At 41.9% G+C, this 18,294-nt stretch carries 18 protein-coding genes; 14 read left to right on the top strand and 4 right to left on the bottom strand.

Annotated features, from left to right (window positions below; genetic code table 11):
• Nucleotides 1-49 precede the first annotated feature (49 nt).
• The 4 genes from MURRU_RS08975 to MURRU_RS08960 all read left to right on the top strand — a co-directional run bounded on the left by MURRU_RS08975 (nucleotide 50) and on the right by MURRU_RS08960 (nucleotide 2,736).
• A complete protein-coding gene (locus MURRU_RS08975; RefSeq protein WP_014033146.1) occupies nucleotides 50-919 on the top strand; it encodes a flavin reductase family protein in 870 nt (289 codons plus the stop codon).
• Nucleotides 920-1,102: 183 nt separating this feature from the next.
• On the top strand, nucleotides 1,103-1,327 hold the full coding sequence (locus tag MURRU_RS08970) for a type II toxin-antitoxin system ParD family antitoxin (protein WP_014033145.1): 225 nt from the start codon (nucleotides 1,103-1,105) through the stop codon (nucleotides 1,325-1,327).
• A complete protein-coding gene (locus MURRU_RS08965; RefSeq protein WP_014033144.1) occupies nucleotides 1,324-1,620 on the top strand; it encodes a type II toxin-antitoxin system RelE/ParE family toxin in 297 nt (98 codons plus the stop codon). Before MURRU_RS08970 ends, MURRU_RS08965 begins: the two co-directional genes overlap by 4 nt.
• A gap of 15 nt (nucleotides 1,621-1,635) precedes the next feature.
• The gene (locus MURRU_RS08960) at nucleotides 1,636-2,736 is read left to right on the top strand and encodes a pyridoxal phosphate-dependent aminotransferase (RefSeq protein WP_014033143.1); all 1,101 of its coding nucleotides are present in this window, start codon (nucleotides 1,636-1,638) and stop codon (nucleotides 2,734-2,736) included.
• 161 nt (nucleotides 2,737-2,897) lie between these two features.
• Here the strand turns inward: MURRU_RS08960 and MURRU_RS08955 are convergent, their stop codons facing one another.
• Nucleotides 2,898-5,549, bottom strand: a complete 2,652-nt coding sequence (locus MURRU_RS08955) for a DUF5916 domain-containing protein (protein WP_014033142.1) — start codon at nucleotides 5,547-5,549, stop codon at nucleotides 2,898-2,900.
• Between the two features lie 246 nt (nucleotides 5,550-5,795).
• Between MURRU_RS08955 and rplM the strand changes: the two genes are divergently transcribed.
• From rplM to MURRU_RS08905, 10 genes are all read left to right on the top strand, one after another.
• A complete protein-coding gene (gene rplM / locus MURRU_RS08950; protein ID WP_014033141.1) occupies nucleotides 5,796-6,251 on the top strand; it encodes a 50S ribosomal protein L13 in 456 nt (151 codons plus the stop codon).
• Nucleotides 6,251-6,637: a 30S ribosomal protein S9 gene (gene rpsI, locus MURRU_RS08945; protein WP_014033140.1), complete on the top strand. Its 387-nt coding sequence runs from the start codon at nucleotides 6,251-6,253 to the stop codon at nucleotides 6,635-6,637. The genes rplM and rpsI overlap by 1 nt, the downstream gene beginning before the upstream one ends.
• 228 nt (nucleotides 6,638-6,865) lie before the next feature.
• Nucleotides 6,866-7,966, top strand: a complete 1,101-nt coding sequence (gene rpsB / locus MURRU_RS08940; RefSeq protein ID WP_014033139.1) for a 30S ribosomal protein S2 — start codon at nucleotides 6,866-6,868, stop codon at nucleotides 7,964-7,966.
• Between the two features lie 80 nt (nucleotides 7,967-8,046).
• Nucleotides 8,047-8,871 carry a translation elongation factor Ts gene (gene tsf, locus MURRU_RS08935; protein WP_014033138.1) on the top strand — a complete coding sequence of 275 codons (825 nt, stop codon included), beginning with the start codon at nucleotides 8,047-8,049 and terminating at the stop codon, nucleotides 8,869-8,871.
• A 132-nt stretch (nucleotides 8,872-9,003) separates the two neighbouring features.
• On the top strand, nucleotides 9,004-9,711 hold the full coding sequence (gene pyrH / locus MURRU_RS08930) for a UMP kinase (protein ID WP_014033137.1): 708 nt from the start codon (nucleotides 9,004-9,006) through the stop codon (nucleotides 9,709-9,711).
• A gap of 42 nt (nucleotides 9,712-9,753) precedes the next feature.
• Nucleotides 9,754-10,308: a ribosome recycling factor gene (frr, locus tag MURRU_RS08925; protein WP_014033136.1), complete on the top strand. Its 555-nt coding sequence runs from the start codon at nucleotides 9,754-9,756 to the stop codon at nucleotides 10,306-10,308.
• 75 nt (nucleotides 10,309-10,383) lie between these two features.
• Nucleotides 10,384-12,783 (top strand): efflux RND transporter permease subunit, encoded by a 2,400-nt coding sequence (locus tag MURRU_RS08920; RefSeq protein WP_014033135.1) that lies wholly within the window; start codon nucleotides 10,384-10,386, stop codon nucleotides 12,781-12,783.
• Between the two features lie 90 nt (nucleotides 12,784-12,873).
• Complete coding sequence (gene asnS / locus MURRU_RS08915) at nucleotides 12,874-14,307, top strand: asparagine--tRNA ligase (protein WP_014033134.1); 1,434 nt, start codon at nucleotides 12,874-12,876, stop codon at nucleotides 14,305-14,307.
• Nucleotides 14,308-14,356: 49 nt separating this feature from the next.
• Nucleotides 14,357-15,814: an RNA polymerase factor sigma-54 gene (rpoN, locus tag MURRU_RS08910; protein WP_014033133.1), complete on the top strand. Its 1,458-nt coding sequence runs from the start codon at nucleotides 14,357-14,359 to the stop codon at nucleotides 15,812-15,814.
• The gene (locus tag MURRU_RS08905; protein WP_014033132.1) at nucleotides 15,814-16,416 is read left to right on the top strand and encodes a membrane protein; all 603 of its coding nucleotides are present in this window, start codon (nucleotides 15,814-15,816) and stop codon (nucleotides 16,414-16,416) included. The genes rpoN and MURRU_RS08905 overlap by 1 nt, the downstream gene beginning before the upstream one ends.
• Here MURRU_RS08905 and MURRU_RS08900 read toward each other — a convergent pair.
• The 3 genes from MURRU_RS08900 to MURRU_RS08890 all read right to left on the bottom strand — a co-directional run bounded on the left by MURRU_RS08900 (nucleotide 16,411) and on the right by MURRU_RS08890 (nucleotide 18,285).
• Nucleotides 16,411-17,112, bottom strand: a complete 702-nt coding sequence (locus MURRU_RS08900; RefSeq protein WP_014033131.1) for a porin family protein — start codon at nucleotides 17,110-17,112, stop codon at nucleotides 16,411-16,413. The genes MURRU_RS08905 and MURRU_RS08900 overlap by 6 nt on opposite strands.
• A gap of 72 nt (nucleotides 17,113-17,184) precedes the next feature.
• Nucleotides 17,185-17,667, bottom strand: coding sequence for an ExbD/TolR family protein (locus MURRU_RS08895; protein ID WP_014033130.1), 483 nt, complete (start codon nucleotides 17,665-17,667; stop codon nucleotides 17,185-17,187).
• A gap of 12 nt (nucleotides 17,668-17,679) precedes the next feature.
• Nucleotides 17,680-18,285, bottom strand: coding sequence for an ExbD/TolR family protein (locus MURRU_RS08890; protein ID WP_014033129.1), 606 nt, complete (start codon nucleotides 18,283-18,285; stop codon nucleotides 17,680-17,682).
• Between the last annotated feature and the right edge of the window lie 9 nt (nucleotides 18,286-18,294).

The following is an 18,294-nucleotide window of genomic DNA, read 5'->3' as shown; positions in this document are numbered from 1 at the left end:
ATTTATGCTAAGCTAAGCCGAAGCGCAGGAATGACAAAAAATAAACTTAATGATAAAAACCATAGACCCAACCACAATACCTCAACCCGAACTGTACAGTATTTTATCGACCGCAGTGGCTCCCAGGCCGATTTGCTTTGCAAGTACAGTGGACGCAGCTGGCAATGTAAACCTGAGCCCGTTCAGTTTTTTTAATGTGTTCAGTTCCAATCCGCCAGTGATGGTATTTTCGCCTGCGAGGAGCGGCAGGGACAATTCGTTGAAACATACCCACCAAAATGTGGTGGAAGTGCCCGAAGTGGTCATCAATGTAGTGAACCACAAAATGGCGGAGCAAATGTCGCTCTCCAGTACTGCCTACGATAAAGGGGTGAACGAGTTTGTGAAAGCTGGTTTTACCGAAGTACCAAGCATAAAAGTAAAACCACCACGCGTGGGCGAAGCTCCCGTTTCGTTTGAATGTACCGTTTTGGAAGTGGTTGAATTGGCGCAAACCCCTGGTGCAGGAAATTTGATTATTGCGCAGGTTGATATGATCCATGTAAACGATGATTACTTTACCAATGGCGTGCTGGATACCGAAAAATTGGATTTGGTGGGCCGCATGGGGGGCAATTGGTATATACGAGCCATAAAAGAATCCTTGTTCGAGATTCCAAAACCTATCCGCACCCGAGGTATTGGTGTAGATGCATTGCCCAAGGGCATCCGCGAGAGCGATGTGCTCACAGGAAACAATTTGGGCCGCTTGGGAAATTTGGAAAGTGTTCCTTCTTCGGAAGAAATCAAAACCATTATAGCGAATGAAGGGGTACAAAATGCTTCCAAAACTGAACTGCACACCTTGGCCAAACAGCTATTGGAAGATGGTGATGCTGTAAAGGCAATGGCTTATTTATTGTTTGCGGAGGGTTTATGAAAAATCAACTACCTCGGGGCAAGCCCACGAGGTATTCAAACGAAAAAATTTAATTCATTTCGACGTAGAACGTCGGGGAATCAAACCCTCAATGAGGGATTCAACTAAAACATTTATTTCATATCCATATTTGCTAAATATAGACATGTTGTTTATTTTTGAATAATCAATAATAGGTTTGTCATGAATGTCAGTTTTACAAAAAAACAGGAAGAATATATTACCGAACAAGTTGCTACTGGGGAATATCAGAACAATAGTGAGGTTATCCGTGATGCATTACGCCTGCACAAAATATACAGGAGCAAGGTTATTGATGACCTAAGAAGGGAAATAGAAAAAGGATGGAACGGTCCCGATAGTCCAAGAACAATGGAGGATATTATCGAGTCAAAGAAAAACAGATGATAAGCGGCTACACCCTATCACAAGAAGCAGATGATGAAATTGAGGATATTTTTGAATATGGGGAACACAAATTCGGTACCTCTAAAGCCATTGAATATCTAATTGGCATGAACAATCACTTTGAAGCAATTGCCAAAAATCCCGATATAGGAAAAGAAAGAAAAGAAATCAAGGATGGACTATTCAGTTTCCCTTACGTTTCCCATATTATATTCTATCGTAAAATGGACGGTTATGTACGCATAATAAGGGTACTGTACGGTGGTAGGGATTTGATAAAATTCTTATTCTAAAATTCAATCAGAAAAATGAAAAAAAACATCGAATCCATCTTCAAACTCCATTTGGTACCAAAAGAGGTATATAAAGGGGGAAAAAACATTCCCCCGACGGATAAAAAAATATACAAGCTCTCCTCCAATGAAAATCCTTTGGGTGCATCGCCCAAGGCCGTTGCCGCGATGAAGGTCGCCATGGACAAAATTGATATTTACCCAGATCAAACGGACATCCGTTTACGCGAGGCCTTGGTCCAAGACTTTGATGGTCAGTTGAGCGCCGACCAGTTTTTGTGCGGCAATAGCGGTTCGGAAGTTATCGACATTATTCTCCGAGCTTTTATCAACGAAGGGGACGAGGTAATTTTCTCCAATCCTTGCTTTCTGCCCTACTCCGTTTTTTCTAGATGGTATGGTGCCAATCAGGTAGATGTGCCTCTACTATCACCCAACTACGAATTGGATGTGGAGGGTATCTTGAATGCCATCAACGAGAAGACCAAGGTGATATTCTTGACCAGTCCCAACAATCCAACGGGCACCTATATTCCCAAATCGGTGATGGACGATTTCATAACTCGTGTCCCCGCAACTATTGCGGTGGTGTTTGATGAAGTCTATCGCCATTTTGCGGACGCCGAAGATTATGTGACCGCATTGCCGTATGTACTGGAAGGCCACAATGTAGTAGGACTCAATAGTTTTTCCAAAACCTATGGTCTCGCAGGGCAACGTATTGGATATGGGTATACCACGGCAACTATTGCCAACTACGTGCGTCTAATCCATAAGCCCTTTCTACTTCCCTTGACCTCCATTGAAGCGGCCATTGGAGCATTAAATGATACCGGATTTATTGCAAAAACCGTAAAAACCGTACTGGACGGCAGAGCTTTTATTGCGAAGGCTTTTGATGAATTGGGCATTACATATTGGCCAAGCCAAGCGAACTTTTTTATTATTGACCCGCCATTACCTGAAATGGAATTCACGGACAAAATGATGGAAGAAGGGATTATGGTTCGTCCTGTTTCACAGTTTGGCGCACCTGGCAAGGTACGGATCACCATAGGTGATGCCGAAGCGAATGAAGCATTGGTGAAAGCACTCAGGAAAATAACTGCCAGCTAAGATGTCATTCCTGCAAAAGCAGGAATCTATCAACTAATGTGACTTGGATTCTGCATCGCGCTTCGACTACCCTCGGCATCCGTGAGGAATGAAAATTATGCCTTCCTAGACATCTCGACTGCTCCTTCGACTGCGCTCAGGATGACAGCTCGATGTGACATTTACAACACAAATCGGTAAGTAGCCTTCAATAAAAAGATGTTTTGCGGTTTTTGCCCAAAAATATTATCTCCCAAACCGGACAACAGGCCATTGGTGGGGTCACCGTTTCTGGAAACATCCTGCGACCATACCAAAAATATCTCAGAACCTGGTATGTATTCCCAACGGATTACCAAATTGGAACGAAACTGCACAAAGGAAAAATCGGGGTCATCAAAACTGAAATCGGTAACCCCATCCAAATCTTCATCAACGGCATAAGTTCCATCCATCAAACTGGTTTGATCGGTACTGTATTGCACAAACCTATTTTCAAAAGTTTTGGCTACGGGGTCCGTAACATGTTTAAAGTTGGAATAGCGGCCTCTCGAAATAAACGGTTGCCCCCAATATTGAATGGTGAGGTTGGGGTTGATGGTATAATTCAACCGAAACGACATACTTAGAGTTCGCTGGTTGATTTCTCCATTGAGATAACGGGGTAAGCCGTTGACGTCATCAAAATTATCAATGAACTGTAGCTTATCGTGATTGATCTCCAAGGATGGAAATGCCGAAATCCGCAACGCATTTATCGGTTGATATACAAAGCCACCTTCCAAATAATAACTCTTTATAGAATTGTCCAGTGCTTTTCTTCCGTTGTGAAAAAAGGAGAACCTTAATTTTTTCCGGTTATCGGTATTGATGCTGTTCCAAAAACTCATCCAAGGGGATTGTCTTAACCTCGGTCCTCCACGTAAAGCAAAATTGGAATACTCGATTGGCGCAAAATTGAACCCGACATTGGTTCTCCAGTTATTTTTCCAGTTTTGCCAACTGTTGGTGTTAAACTGTAAATAATTATGGTTCCCTTGAAAGTCCCATGCTGTCCAATGGTTATAATTGATACCGACGCGCCTAAAAGTACTGTCCGGTTTTAAGGTTTGGTAGCCTATCCAGGTATAATGCCGTACATCATCCGCCTGCCGTTGAAACCCAATATCGTTGAGTTCCAATTCCGGTGACCGCCACGTGGCCCCCGATTCAAATTTCCAATGCCCATTGCCCACCTTACCTATTTGTACATTACCTCCGGTACCCGTCAATGATGTTCGGGTGGTGTCTACGGCAACATGATCGGCACCTACCCTATTGAACAAATGTGTAATGGATTGTTGGGTATTTGTAATCGCTTCTTCGCTTCCTCGAACATGGCTCATGGTGATATTTCCCCCAAAATACCAATCTCGGTTGGCCCATTGGTGCTTAAAATCCAAACCTCCTGTGTAAGCGGCATCATGTAAAAAATTGAGCTGTCCAGGAACTTGTTCGCGGTTGGTGGCCGTAAATATGCCGCCGACATAAGAGTTTCTTTGGTTAAAATCCTTTTGTAATCTTCCTACAAAATAATTGGTAAGGGGTTCCACCATTTCCTTTCTGGTATTTCCTTCACCATTAATAATAGTGGCGGTTCGTTGTGCCGTAACACTTTCGAGCACGCCAATGGCCCATCCATCTTTGGTTTTGCCGCTAAATTTTGCCGCCCCAATAATTGGAGTGTTGTCCGGTTGGTCCACAAACTCATCGTCCGATGTATCGGGATACCCTTGCGGGCTTCTACCGATTCTACGGGAATAAAAAATATTATCGGAACCGAATGTATTCCCAGCTTCGGATTGCGATACCCTAAAATCGAAAATATTCTTGTTCTCCACAAAAAATGGGCGTCGCTCTTGGAAGAATATCTGAAACCCATCTAAGGCTATGGCCGATGGGTCGGCATCTACTTGTCCAAAATCAGGGTTGACCGTTAAATCCAAGGTAAGGTCGTTAGTAATGCCAATTTTGGCATCCAGACCTGCCGTGATATTACTTTCGCTTCCATCTCGAAACGGATTCCCTTCCTCTGCTTCGTAGGTTTCGGTCTTGGCCACTGTGTAGGGCTGAATCTCCAATTGTTTTTGAGGCTCAATATTTTTTAGACCGTGCAGTTCTCCAAACTCACTTACCCAACCAGGCTGATCCACAGGTTTTCGTTGCCAAACGGAACGCTCCTCGTTTCTAAAAAATCGCCTGGTCGACTGAAAACCCCAAACCTGCTCTTCGGCACTGCCAAATTTTAATTGACTCAATGGAATTCGTAGTTCGGCCGTCCAGCCCTCATCATCCACATGGGCTTTGGCGTACCAAATGGGGTTCCAGCTGGAGTCCCAATTGTTGCCATTGTTGGATATAAACTCATCGCCCTTTACTCCAGCAGCAGTAATGGTAAAAGAGAATGCGGTACGCTTATCAAAATAACTATCGATATTAAACTCCACCCAATCTCCATCAAAACCATCCCTACGAGACAATCTCCGTACAATTTTATCGGGTTCGGAATCATAACAACGTACACCTATATATAAATTCTTGCTATCATAAAGTATTTTAAATTTGGTTTGATGGGAAGGTGGCGTGTTCTCATCGGGTTGCCATTCTATATAATCCCCGCCCCATTCTACCATGTTCCAAGCTTCATCTTCTAAAATACCATTAATGGTCGGGGCAGCATATTCGTCTAAGGCCTTGGTGGTATATTTTTTTTTGAAGATTACTTCCGTGGAGTCTTGTGCTTGAAGATTATGAAAAAAGAATAGGTTAAAGAAAACTAAGACTACGTTTCTCACTTGATCGTTTTTTGGTTAGATTGACATGGTAAAGACTTGTGGAAAGGGGAAGAGTTACACCTATGGTTTTTTTTAGTCTTTTTTTAACATTTTACAGAGCTTGATCATGGCCTTTTTTGAAGCCAAGGAATGGAATTGAAAAAAGTAGAAAAATATTCCCGATCAACCATTTGTATTTCAATCTAATAATTGTACATTTGCAGCCCGTTATTCGGGATAGGTTATTAAATCAATAATATTCGAGAAGTGGATACATTAAGTTATAAAACTATTTCCGCCAATAAATCTACTGTTGACAAACAATGGTTATTGGTTGATGCTGAAGGACAGACCTTAGGAAGATTGGCGTCTAAAGTAGCCAAAATACTCAGAGGGAAATATAAGACCAACTTTACCCCCCATGTTGATTGTGGAGACAATGTAATTGTCATCAATGCTGAAAAAATCGACATGTCGGGCAACAAGTGGGATGAGAAGGAATATCTAAGGTATACTGGTTATCCAGGTGGACAACGTTCCGCTTCCGCTAGAGAAGTATTGGAAAAACATCCTGAGCGTATTATCGAAGGGTCTGTGAAAGGAATGCTTCCAAAAAACAAACTTGGAGCTGACTTGTTCAGAAACCTTAAAGTATATGCAGGTGCTGAGCACGGGCAAGAAGCGCAAAAACCAAAAGCTATAAACTTAAACGACTACAAATAATGGAAGTGGTTCATAAGATAGGTAGAAGAAAAACCGCAGTGGCCAGAGTATATGTTTCCGAAGGATCTGGAAACATCACAGTAAACAAAAGAGATCTTAACGATTACTTTACCACAGGTACATTGCAGTACAAGGTGAAACAACCTTTCACTTTAACCGAAACTGATGGCAATTACGACGTAAAAGTAAATGTTTTCGGTGGTGGCATCACCGGTCAGGCAGAAGCTGTTCGTTTGGCTTTGTCCAGAGCAATGTGCGAAATAGACGCAGAAAACAGAGGGATTCTTAAGCCAGAAGGCCTATTGACAAGAGACCCGAGAATGGTAGAAAGAAAGAAATTCGGTCAGAAGAAAGCCCGTAAGAAATTCCAATTCTCCAAACGTTAATATACTTTGGGTGTTTCGACACTCAATTATAGATAAGTTCATTGAAAACCCTGAAATTATGTACTATACTTTCAGGGTTAAATTTTTAACCAAGTTGTCGTTGTTCCAAAAAGGATTAACAATTCAACTTTTTGGAAACTAGTTTAGCATCTAAATGGGTTGGGCGAACAAAATTTTGTGACCACCAATGCATTGCTACTACAACGGAACGTAAACTAAGTACAAGAAATGGCAAGTAAAATTGAAGTAAAAGACTTACTGGAAGCAGGTGTTCATTTTGGCCACCTAACAAGGAAGTGGAATCCGAACATGGCTCCTTACATCTACATGGAGCGTAACGGAATCCACGTAATCAATCTCTACAAAACAGTTGCAAAACTTGAAGAGGCCAACGAAGCCCTTAAGAAAATTGCATCCTCGGGAAGAAAAATCCTATTTGTAGCCACAAAAAAACAAGCAAAGGACATTGTAGCGGACAAAGTATCCAAAGTGAACATGCCGTACATCACCGAAAGATGGCCCGGTGGTATGTTGACCAACTTTGTAACCATTCGTAAAGCTGTTAAGAAAATGGCAGCTATCGACCGCATGAAGAAAGACGGTACTTTCAACACCCTTTCCAAAAAAGAAAGATTGCAAGTTGACCGTTTGCGTGCCAAGTTGGACAAAAACTTAGGTTCTATTGCCGACATGACCCGTTTGCCAGGTGCGCTTTTTATTGTAGACACCATGCGTGAGCACATCGCAGTTAAAGAGGCCCAAAAATTGAACATTCCAATTTTTGCAATGGTAGATACCAACTCAGACCCTCGCGATGTTGATTACGCCATCCCATCCAACGACGATGCAGGTAAATCCATCGAAGCAATCATGGAATCCGTAACCCAAGCTGTGGCCGAAGGTTTGGAAGAGCGCAAGAGCGAGAAAAATAGCGGAAAAGACAAAGAAGAAGATTCTAAGAAAGAGAAGGAAAAAGCTGAGGCTACTCCAAAAAAGGAAGAAAAAGTCGTTGAGGAAAAACCAGCCAAAAAAGCTGAAGCCGAAGCTCCAAAAAAAGAAGCTAAAGAAGAGGCAAAACCGGACGACCTTACCAAAATTGAAGGTATTGGACCAAAAGCTGCCGAAGCTCTTGTAGCCAACGGAGTAAAAACTTACGCCGAACTTGCTGATGCCGATGCCGAAAAAGTTAAGGAAATCTTGACCGAGGCAAGCTCAACTTTAGCCCACTTGGACCCGACATCTTGGCCAAAACAAGCTAAAATGGCTGCCGATGGAAAATGGGACGAACTTAAAGAATGGCAAGACAACGTAAAAGGTGGCGTTGAATAAACCTGCTGATTTAACATTGTCCTAAACAAAAACACTTTTACAGTGTTTTACTTTACGTAAAATTTAAAAAAGAAAAGAAAATGGCAAAGATTACCGCCGCAGAAGTAAATAAATTAAGAAAGGCCACTGGAGCTGGAATGATGGATTGTAAAAAAGCTTTGGTCGAAGCCGAAGGTGATTTCGACCAAGCAATTGAGATCCTAAGAAAAAAAGGTCAAAAAGTTGCGGCAAAAAGAGCCGACAGAGAATCATCTGAAGGTGCAGCCATCGCAAAAGTAAATGGTGATAGCACACAAGGTGTTGTTATCTCCTTGAACTGCGAAACCGACTTTGTTGCCAAGAACGACACTTTTGTAAAACTTGCGAACGATTTGGCAGATTTGGCTTTAGGTTACGAGAGCAAAGACGATTTCCTAGCTGCTTCCTTTGATGGAATGACCGTTGCCGATAAATTGACAGAGCAAACCGGTGTTATCGGTGAAAAAATCGAGATTGGAAGTTTTGAAAGATTGAACGCTCCTTTCGTAGGTTCTTACATCCACGCGGGTAACAAAATCGCCACTTTGGTAGGTTTGTCCGCCAATGTTGATGGTGCTGCCGAAGCCGCAAAAGACGTAGCCATGCAAGCTGCCGCAATGAATCCTGTTGCCTTGGACGAAGAAGGCGTTGATCAATCCATCATCGATAAGGAAATCGAGATTGCAAAAGATCAATTGCGCGAAGAAGGCAAGCCAGAAGAAATGTTGGACAAAATCGCTCAAGGCAAATTACAGCGCTTCTTTAAAGACAACACTTTGGTGAACCAAGCTTTCATTAAAGATAGCAAACAAAGCGTTGCCCAATACGTTAAGTCGGTGGATTCCAGCTTGGAAGTTACCAGTTTTTCGAGAGTAGCATTGGGTTAATTCACCACAACAATAAATTCAAAAAACCGCTTCCCAACAGAAGCGGTTTTTTAATGTCCATATCAAACCAATAATTCTTCATTTCCCGTAAATAATTTTGATTATTTTTGTCCGGACTTCAAGAAACTCTCAATGCATTACAAAAGAATTTTATTAAAATTAAGTGGAGAAGCCTTAATGGGCGAACAACAATATGGCATTGATGCCAACCGGTTGGATGAATATGCCGAAGAAATAAAATCTGTAATCGATAAAGGTGTTGAAGTAGCCATCGTAATCGGTGGAGGAAACATTTTTAGAGGCCTCGCAGGAGCCAGCCAAGGCATGGACCGGGTACAAGGAGACCACATGGGCATGTTGGCCACGGTAATTAATGGTTTAGCGTTGCAAAGCGCCTTAGAGATAAAAGGAGTGCAGACAAGGCTGCAATCGGCCATCAAAATAAATGAGGTTGCCGAGCCCTTTATCCGAAGAAGGGCCATCCGCCATTTGGAAAAAGGAAGAGTGGTCATCTTTGGAGGCGGAACGGGAAATCCATATTTCACCACGGATTCCGCTGCGGTTTTGAGAGCCATCGAAATAAAGGCAGATGTAATTTTAAAAGGCACCCGTGTAGATGGCATTTACACATCCGATCCTGAAAAAGACAAAAACGCCACTAAATTCGATTCCATTTCCTTTAACGAAGTGCTTTCCAAAGGACTTAAAGTGATGGACACCACCGCGTTTACCTTAAGCCAAGAAAACGAATTGCCCATCGTGGTGTTCGACATGAACACCCGAGGTAATTTAATGAAAATAGTATCTGGAGAAAATATCGGAACCGTGGTCAATGTTTAAATTGGTATATACTTTGGTTTTAGTTTTATAAATTTGAAAGTTATGGACGAAGACGTAAAATTTATTCTTGATAGTACAAAAGAAAGTATGGAGGCAAGTATTGAACACTTGCAAAAAGCATTGACCAAAATTAGGGCCGGTAAAGCCAGTCCCATGATGCTTTCTACAGTAATGGTGGATTACTACGGTTCTCAAACCCCACTTTCCCAAGTATCCAACATCAATACCCCGGATGCAAGAACGCTCTCCGTTCAACCTTGGGAAAAAAACCTGTTGGGTGAGATTGAAACTGCCATTATGAACGCTAATTTGGGCTTCAACCCCATGAACAATGGCGAAATGGTAATCATTAACGTACCCCCATTAACAGAGGAAAGAAGAATACAGTTGACAAAACAGGCCAAGGCCGAAGCCGAAGACGCCAAAGTAAGTATCCGTAGTGCCAGGCAAGAAGCCAACAAGGAATTAAAAGCATTGGACATTTCCGAGGACCTTTTAAAAAACGCCGAAGTTGATGTGCAAGAACTCACCAACAAGTACAGCGATAGAGTTGATGCCATCTTGACCACAAAAGAGGCTGAAATAATGAAGGTGTAAAACTTGGATTTTGACCAGCCCCTTTCCTAGGAACACAACATATCATTTTCTACCTTTGCGCCCAACAAAACCCAGATGGTAGCAAAGCTCACTAAAGGATTTTGGCCAAAGGTCGCAAGAATTATACTCCGCAATAGAATCCTGATTCTTTTGGCGGTTGTCGGCTTTACCGTTTTCTTGGCCATGCAATGGAAAAACATGCAGTTTTCCAACACCGAGGCCAATATTTTGCCCGATGACCATCCAGCTAGTATCCAGTACAATGCATTTACCAAAATATTTGGCGAAGAAGGCAACGCCATAGTTTTGGCCATTAGGGATTCTGCCCTGTTTACCCCAAAAAACTTTAATCGATGGAACACTTTGAGCAAACAGCTCGATGCTTTTCCGGAAGTTGACTATGTAATCTCTTTGGAGAATCTAAAGGAGCTCATCAAGGATAACGACACCCAAACGTTCTCCATGGAACCCCTTATATCGGCTCCACCCAAGACCAAATCCGAAATAGATTCACTGACAAACCACCTTTTCACAGAACTTCCTTTCTACGATAATTTGGTGTACAATCCCAAAAGTAGAACCATCCAAACCGTGATTTATTTGGATAAAGACATTATGAACACGGCGGTTCGAAACGAATTCATACTCAATGATCTTGCCGAGCTTGTAGAAGATTTTGAACAAGAAACCAATATGGACGTCCGTATTTCGGGAATGCCCTACATCCGCACCTGGAACACAAAATCCATTGTTGATGAAATCGGGCTTTTTATCGTAGGTGCCCTACTTGTTACCTCCATCATCTTTTTCTTTTTCTTTAGAAGTTTCAGGGCTACTTTCATCTCCATGTGCGTAGTAATCATTGGAGTAATGTGGGCCTTTGGAATACTTGGGCTTTTACAATACGAAATTACGATTCTTACCGCTTTGATTCCGCCATTAATCATTGTAATCGGTATTCCCAATTGTATTTTCTTGATCAATAAATATCAGCAAGAAGTAAAAAAACACGGAAACCAGGCCTTATCGCTACAACGAGTAATCTCCAAAATTGGCAATGCCACTTTAATGACAAACATTACCACGGCTTCAGGTTTTGCCACCTTTATTATTTTGGACAGTGACCTGCTCAAGGAATTTGGTATTGTGGCCTCTATCAATATCATTGGCATTTTTATTCTATCCCTATTGATCATACCCATCATTTACAGCTTTATGCCGCTTCCAAAGACCAAGCACCTAAAGCACCTGAACAAAAAATGGATGGACATTTTTGTGAACTGGATGGAAAACATGGTAAGAAACCACAGGATTGGCGTTTACATTACCACAGTTGCAGTTTTGGTATTGAGCATTATTGGAATTTATCAAATGCGAATCACTGGAAGTAGGATTGAAGACCTCCCAAAGAAAAGTCATTTTTACAAGGACATCCAGTTTTTTGAAGCTGAGTTTGACGGCATCATGCCCATGGAAATTGTGGTGGATACCAAACGTAAAAATGGGGTGGTTAAACCTGCCACGCTTAAGCGAATGGACCGATTGGGCGCTGTAATCGATGAAATTCCAGAACTATCGCGGCCCATCTCCATTGTTGATTTGGTAAAATACTCCAAACAGGCCTTTTACAACGGTATTCCAAAATACTATCAACTGCCCACCAGTCAAGAGAACACCTTTATAATGAATGCGGTGCAAAAATCGTCTACGGATGGAACAAACCTTTTGCAAAGTTTTGTGGACAGTACTGGCCAAACAGCCCGTTTAACGACCTACATGCGCGATGTAAAAATCGACCGTATGGAGGAAATTGAAAAAGACCTGCAAGAAGCTATCACAAAGCAATTTCCATCGGAGCGATACGATGTTTTTATGACAGGAAAAGCCCTCTTGTTCCTAAAAGGAACAAAGTACTTGGTCAAAAATCTGCTATTGTCCCTTGCATTGGCCATTGGATTGATCTCGCTTTTTATGGCCTATCTGTTCCGATCCTATAAAATGGTCATCATATCCTTGGTGCCCAACCTGTTGCCCCTGGTTATTACAGCCGGTGTCATGGGCTATTTGGGGGTGCCTATAAAGCCATCCACTATCCTAGTATTTAGTATTGCATTTGGCATATCGGTGGATGACACCATTCACTTTTTGGCCAAATACAGGCAAGAACTCACTGCCCACCGCTGGCACATCAAAAAATCGGTGTACGCCGCCTTGCGCGAGACGGGGGTGAGCATGTTCTACACATCCATAGTCTTGTTCTTTGGATTCTCCGTCTTTATTATCTCAAGTTTCGGGGGTACCAAAGCATTGGGGGGATTGGTTTCGGCCACCTTGTTGTTCGCCATGCTGTCCAACTTGATCTTGTTGCCATCACTTCTCCTCTCCTTGGAAAGAAGTATTGCCAACAAACAGGTGCTCAAAAAACCTCAAATTGACATTTTGCCCAAGGACGAGGACAACCCCAAGGACAAATAGTGTTTGAAACGGCCATAAATTAGGCTATTCCATTGCCATCGTTTTTTATCAAAAACCTATCTTTACCAACTAAATTACGATAGTTTTAGAATGATGTCTTATTCCATAAAAGAATTGCTAGAAAAGCAACCCGTAGGAGATTCCGTTGAAGTAAATGGATGGGTAAAAACATTTAGAAGTAACCGGTTTATTGCTTTGAACGATGGTTCCACCATACATAACCTCCAATGTGTTGTAGATTTTGAAAAATTGGACGAAGCATTACTGAAGCAAATTTCAACTGGTGCCGCCTTGAAAATCTCAGGGACTTTGGAAGAAAGCCAAGGTCGAGGGCAAAGTGTGGAAATCCAAGCTACGGATATCTTCGTGCACGGTACCGCAGACCCGGAGACCTATCCTATTCAACCCAAAAAGCACTCCTTGGAGTTTTTGAGGGAAAAGGCACACCTTAGGGTACGCACCAACACCTTTTCTGCGGTAATGCGCGTTAGGTCGGTGCTTTCCTTTGCCGTTCACAGCTACTTTCAGCAAAATGGTTTTTACTATATGCACGCACCCATTATTACAGGTTCCGATGCCGAAGGTGCCGGGGAAATGTTTCGTGTATCCACTTTGGATGCCAAGAACCCGCCTGTGGATGACAATGGCGAAGTGGATTACTCCGAGGACTTTTTCGGAAAAGAGACCAACTTAACGGTATCTGGGCAACTGGAAGCAGAGACCTACGCCATGGGGCTGGGCAAGGTGTACACTTTTGGACCTACTTTTAGAGCTGAGAATTCCAATACATCACGTCACTTGGCCGAGTTCTGGATGATCGAGCCCGAGATGGCCTTTTATGATCTGGATGCCAACATGGATTTGGCAGAAGATTTCATCAAATACATTATCCAATATGTGCTGGACCATTGCCAGGATGATCTGGAATTTTTGGAAAAACGTTTGTTGGATGAAGAAAAGACCAAACCTCAGAACGAGCGTTCTGAAATGGCTTTGATCAAAAAATTGAAATTCGTTGTAGAGAACAACTTCAAAAGGGTTTCCTATACCGAGGCCATTGATATTTTAAAGAACAGTAAGCCTAACAAAAAGAAAAAGTTCCAGTTCCCTATTGATGAATGGGGTGCCGACTTGCAAAGCGAGCACGAACGCTTCTTGGTAGAAAAACATTTCAAATGTCCCGTAATCCTTTTTGATTATCCAGCAAACATCAAGGCATTTTACATGCGCTTGAACGAGGATGGCAAAACCGTACGTGCCATGGACGTACTTTTTCCAGGTATCGGAGAAATTGTTGGAGGTTCCCAAAGGGAAGAACGTTTGGATGTACTGGAACAAAAAATAAAGGAACTGGATATTGATGCCAAAGAGCTTTGGTGGTATCTGGATTTGAGAAAATTTGGCACCGCGGTGCATAGTGGTTTTGGACTTGGTTTCGAGCGCATGGTGCAATTCGCCACTGGAATGGGCAATATCAGAGATGTAATCCCCTACCCCAGAACACCGCAAAATGCCGAGTTTTAATTTGAATTTATTATTTTAAAGAAGGTTCGATTGTAAATCATCAATCAATATGCTGAAACAACATCTACAGTTTAAGCTTTCACAAAAACTGTCTCCACAGCAGATTCAGCTCATGAAACTTATTCAATTGCCAACGCAGGCTTTTGAACAAAGGTTAAAACAAGAGCTGGAAGAAAATCCTGCATTGGAGAGCGGTAAGGAGGAAACCGATGCTCTGGATGATGTTTACGAGGACACCTATGATGATTCGGCGGACAATGAAAACATTGACACCGAAGAAATCAATATTGATGATTACCTGAGTGATGATGAAATTCCCGATTACCGCACCCAAGCGAATAATTATAGTGCTGACGATGAGGATAAAAGGGTTCCGTATGCCGCTGGAACATCATTCAACCAATACTTGATCAATCAGCTGAACACAGCTTACTTGGATGATCAGGAATGGGCCATTGCCGAATTCTTGGTGGGTAGCGTAGACGAAAGCGGTTACATACGAAGGCCGCTTCCAGATATTATGGACGACCTCGCCTTTACCCAGAACATTTATGTGGAAGAGGATAAAATCGAGAAAGTTCTCAAAATTGTCCAAGATTTAGATCCCCCGGGGGTGGCTGCCCGATCTTTAGATGAATGTTTGATCATTCAACTAAAACGCAAGGAAAAAAAACCTTCCGTTGAGCTGGCCATTAACATTTTGGAACGATCGTTCGATCACTTTACCAAAAAGCATTACTCCAAACTTATACAAAAACACCATGTTTCCGAAGAACAACTCAAGGAGGCTATTTCGGAAATAGAAAAACTCAATCCAAAACCGGGTGGTTCCTATTCTGGCAATACCCGTATGATCGAGCATATTGTTCCCGATTTCTCCATAAAAATAGTGGATGGTGAACTAGAACTTAGCTTGAACGGACGAAATGCCCCGGAACTTCATGTTTCCAAAGACTACAGCAATATGCTGGAGGGGTACAAAAATGCCAAGGAGAAATCCAAATCCCAGAAGGACACGGTCATGTTCATCAAGCAAAAGTTGGATGCTGCAAAATGGTTTATAGACGCCATAAGACAGCGTCAGCAAACCCTTTTCATCACCATGAACACCATTATGGAATATCAAAAGGAATATTTTATGACCGGGGACGAAAGAAAATTGCGCCCCATGATCCTAAAGGATATTGCCGATAAAATTGATATGGACGTTTCCACCGTGTCACGGGTCGCCAACAGCAAATATGTGGATACACCCTATGGCACCAAACTGATCAAGGATTTCTTTTCTGAATCCATGAAGAACGAACAAGGTGAAGATGTATCCACTAGGGAAATTAAAAAAATATTGGAGACCGTTATTCGTGATGAGGAGAAGAAAAAACCTTTGACCGATGCAAAGTTGGCGAAAATCTTAAAGGAAAGGGGCTATCCCATAGCCCGGCGGACCGTTGCCAAATATCGGGAGCAGCTCGGCATACCTGTAGCTCGATTAAGAAAAGAAATTTGATGCGCCACGTATACAACATTATCTCCTACCTCTTTCATCCGTTGTTTGTACCGATTGGAGGTACCATAGTGTATTTTTTGGTGGCTCCCTATAGCACTCTGCAAACCCAAAGCGGGAATATACTTCCCATTTTCATCCTTACGGTAATCATTCCCATTATCTTTTTCTTGATATTGAAAAACCTTGGAGTTATCAGTTCCATATTTCTGCCCACCATACAGGAACGCAAATACCCGCTTTATATAAGCTGTATCATCTTTTTAATGATATTGTACAAGGTAATACCCAATAATTACGTACACGAGCTCTTTTACTATTTTACAGGGCTTCTGACAGCGACCAGCGCAACCTTAATTCTGTTGTTCTTTAAATTTAAAACGAGTATGCACCTGTTGGGCATGGGAAGCATCTTAACTTTTATGGTGGCGTTGAGCATTCATTTTGAGACCAATATTACCATTGCCATAAGCTTGTTCACTCTTTTTACCGGGCTGGTGGCTACCTCAAGATTATACTTAAAGGCACACACTAAGAATGAACTGTTGATAGGTTTTATTCTGGGTTGTTGTTCCCAATTGATTATTCTAAAATACTGGCTATAGGATATAAAAAATCAATCCAATACGCAGCACCCTAAAGTCGATAGGGTTCCCATTAAGCGTAGAATCTTCTTTAAGCAATGGATTTAACGCATAGTAGGCATGAATGTTCCAGGTATTATAACCAAAGTTCAGCATAAGGCCATATTGGAGCTTTTCAATATCATTATTGGAAAATGAATCATTACCGTCATCTGTTACCAATTTTGACCTACCCGAGAACACATAACCCAATTTGGCACCAGCATATATCCGCCAAAACTTATATTCCTCTGCGGTCGATGTACGCCATCTTAGTTCCAATGGAAGTTCTATGGAATGGGTTTCGAACTTACTCCTATTAAAATTGGAGCCTTCCATTACTTGGTACACAATTGTATTGGATTCTTCTGATGAAACGAGGTTTGAATAATAGGAGTTCACGGCATATCCAAGTCCTAAACCAACACCAAAATTCCTTCTTAGGTTCAAGGGAATGTCCTTTATAAAGCCCGCTTGTAGATTATAGGATAGATTTTGTTGGCCTACTTCGTCCGGGGTATCCAACAGTACATTATAGCCAACTCCAATATAAAATTGATCTTCTAGATACCGACTATCGCGTACTACGGTGGTATCCATTACTGTTTGACCCAAAACAGATATCGAGAGCAATAAACAAACAGCGCTAACTATAAATTGAAGTACGGTGCGGATCATGGTAGCAATTTAAAACAAAAAACGCCCCAAATTAAAAATTTGGAGCGTTTCCCACTAAATCTAAGCTATTGCCTACTGTAAATTGTTAAAAGCATCCCCTTCGTAAGTGGTATAATTCACTTTAAGGGCATTTACTTCTCTCAATTGTCGCTTAATATCGGTGATAAGGCCCATATTGGCATCCTTATCAACTTTCAAAGCAGTAGTCAATACATTTTGAATCTCTTGCGGTTTCTTTGCTCGTTCTGCCAAAATATATGAACCTACTTCGTCCACATTGGCAAATTTATCATTCAATTGAATCTTTGGTTCTGTACCAAAAACTTTTTGATATTCTTGAGTAGGTGTTCCTACATAAATGTAAATAACACGATCCTTCTTTTCCAACTTCTTGATCTCGGAAGCATTGGGAAGGGTATTGGCAACCATTAACGAACTATCTTTCATTGTGGTCACGGTCATAAAGAAGAACAGTAGCATGAAAACGATATCTGGCAACGAAGCTGTTGACACCGCTGGCAAATCGCCATCCTTCTTTTTGGTAAACTTAGCCATATTAAATAGTTTTTAATCGGTTGATGTTTCTGCCTCTGAAAGCTTTTGTGGGAACATATCTTGGATACGTTTCACTTTGTCCTTCAAGTCATCTCTTACGCTGGACGGGGTCTCTGGATTCAGGTATTCTGCCTCCATCTTTGTAAAGTCCCTACCGTACAAACGTTGTGCTTCACGGTTACGCAAGTCGTTATAAGCACCTACCAATTCGTTTTGAACTGTAATGTATGTACTGTACTTGGTTTCCCTATCATTCTTTAACGAGATAATGGCTTTTGATGGGTTATCCGATGAAGAGGGATCTTTTTTACCTTTACAGTAGGTACAAGAACCGTCTGCTCCGTTCTCCAAAAAGGCGGTAGCAGCTTTTCTCAAATCCTTCATTTCCATCAAATTATCCTCAACCAAAAGTTGCCCATTTCTGTTGATGTTGACAGTAAAAATGTTTTTCTGCTTAATAACAACATCCTGCTCTGGCGGCTCAATAGGCGGCAACATACGATCCAAACCTGCATCTGTTTCAATGGTGGTGGTCACCAAGAAAAAGATAAGCAATAGGAAAGCGATATCCGCCATGGAGCCGGCATTTACTTCCGGTGCTCCTTTTCTTCTAGGCATAATTCAACT

The organism is Allomuricauda ruestringensis DSM 13258 (assembly GCF_000224085.1).
In the GTDB taxonomy this organism is placed as follows: Bacteria; Bacteroidota; Bacteroidia; order Flavobacteriales; family Flavobacteriaceae; genus Flagellimonas; species Flagellimonas ruestringensis.
Note: the sequence above shows the minus strand (reverse complement) of the source record. Positions and strands in the feature narration are given on the sequence as shown.

Excerpts from the sequence above, each read along its gene's own strand:
- MURRU_RS08965 (WP_014033144.1), top strand. The coding sequence starts at position 1,324 with ATGATAAGCGGCTACACCCTATCACAAGAAGCAGATGATGAAATTGAG.
- rpsB (WP_014033139.1), top strand. The coding sequence starts at position 6,866 with ATGGCAAGTAAAATTGAAGTAAAAGACTTACTGGAAGCAGGTGTTCAT.
- MURRU_RS08920 (WP_014033135.1), top strand. The coding sequence starts at position 10,384 with ATGGTAGCAAAGCTCACTAAAGGATTTTGGCCAAAGGTCGCAAGAATT.
- rpoN (WP_014033133.1), top strand. The coding sequence starts at position 14,357 with ATGCTGAAACAACATCTACAGTTTAAGCTTTCACAAAAACTGTCTCCA.
- MURRU_RS08895 (WP_014033130.1), bottom strand. The coding sequence starts at position 17,667 with ATGGCTAAGTTTACCAAAAAGAAGGATGGCGATTTGCCAGCGGTGTCA.
- MURRU_RS08905 (WP_014033132.1), top strand. The coding sequence starts at position 15,814 with ATGCGCCACGTATACAACATTATCTCCTACCTCTTTCATCCGTTGTTT.
- MURRU_RS08970 (WP_014033145.1), top strand. The coding sequence starts at position 1,103 with ATGAATGTCAGTTTTACAAAAAAACAGGAAGAATATATTACCGAACAA.
- rpsI (WP_014033140.1), top strand. The coding sequence starts at position 6,251 with ATGGAAGTGGTTCATAAGATAGGTAGAAGAAAAACCGCAGTGGCCAGA.
- MURRU_RS08960 (WP_014033143.1), top strand. The coding sequence starts at position 1,636 with ATGAAAAAAAACATCGAATCCATCTTCAAACTCCATTTGGTACCAAAA.
- MURRU_RS08975 (WP_014033146.1), top strand. The coding sequence starts at position 50 with ATGATAAAAACCATAGACCCAACCACAATACCTCAACCCGAACTGTAC.
- asnS (WP_014033134.1), top strand. The coding sequence starts at position 12,874 with ATGATGTCTTATTCCATAAAAGAATTGCTAGAAAAGCAACCCGTAGGA.
- MURRU_RS08890 (WP_014033129.1), bottom strand. The coding sequence starts at position 18,285 with ATGCCTAGAAGAAAAGGAGCACCGGAAGTAAATGCCGGCTCCATGGCG.
- tsf (WP_014033138.1), top strand. The coding sequence starts at position 8,047 with ATGGCAAAGATTACCGCCGCAGAAGTAAATAAATTAAGAAAGGCCACT.
- MURRU_RS08900 (WP_014033131.1), bottom strand. The coding sequence starts at position 17,112 with ATGATCCGCACCGTACTTCAATTTATAGTTAGCGCTGTTTGTTTATTG.
- frr (WP_014033136.1), top strand. The coding sequence starts at position 9,754 with ATGGACGAAGACGTAAAATTTATTCTTGATAGTACAAAAGAAAGTATG.
- pyrH (WP_014033137.1), top strand. The coding sequence starts at position 9,004 with ATGCATTACAAAAGAATTTTATTAAAATTAAGTGGAGAAGCCTTAATG.